Here is a 692-nt window from a genome sequence, read left to right on the forward strand (position 1 = left end):
TCCCGGATCCGGAACAGTTTTTCTGCTTCCGTATCCTTCACCCAGGCTGTGCCGTTCCACTTCTGATATTCCCCTCCCGGCGATAACCAGGTAAAATTTTCCGGTAACGGACCGAGTTCAGAAATAAATAACGCGTCGCCGGAAGCCACGTCATAGACGGTTTTACCCCGATGGTCTTCAACGAGATGCCACGATGCCTCATCACTGTTGAAAACAGCCACAAAGCCAGCCGGAATATCTGGCGGTGCAATATCGGTACTGTTTGCAGGCAGACCGGTATGAGGCGGAATATATGCGTCACCTTCACCAATAAATTCATTAGTTCCGGCCAGCAGATTATAAATTTTTATGGTCCGTGGTTGTTCACTCATTCTGAATGCCATTATGCAAGCCTCACAATATAGTTAAATGCAATGTTTTTGACGGTGTTTTCCGCGTTACCCGCAGCGTTAACGGTGATGGTGTGTCCGTGTGAACCAATACTGAAAGAATGGGCATGAGCACCGATAACAACCGGATGCTGGTGCGCACCAATACCAACTGTATGCGCATGTGCACCGGCACTCACGGCTGTACCGGACAATGAGTGACTGTGGCTGCCCTGACTGTCCGTTTTCGATAAATAAGCAATACCCTGTGTGCTGGTTCCTTTAACTGTGGATAAACTTCCTGTAATGGTTGCTGTTCCATAC

At 48.6% G+C, this 692-nt stretch carries 1 protein-coding gene and 1 pseudogene; both read right to left on the reverse strand.

Annotated features, from left to right (window positions below; all coding sequences use genetic code 11):
* Nucleotides 1-383 (reverse strand): tail fiber assembly protein (locus P3R27_RS14515; protein ID WP_097478215.1); only part of this gene is annotated, 383 nt, incomplete at its 3' end.
* A pseudogene (locus P3R27_RS14520) lies at nucleotides 383-692 on the reverse strand (hypothetical protein); the annotation flags it as partial. The pseudogene P3R27_RS14520 and the gene P3R27_RS14515, both read right to left, overlap by 1 nt.

Origin of the sequence: Enterococcus spodopteracolus, from assembly GCF_030441955.1 — a bacterium.
Taxonomy (GTDB): domain Bacteria; phylum Bacillota; class Bacilli; order Lactobacillales; family Enterococcaceae; genus Enterococcus_B; species Enterococcus_B spodopteracolus.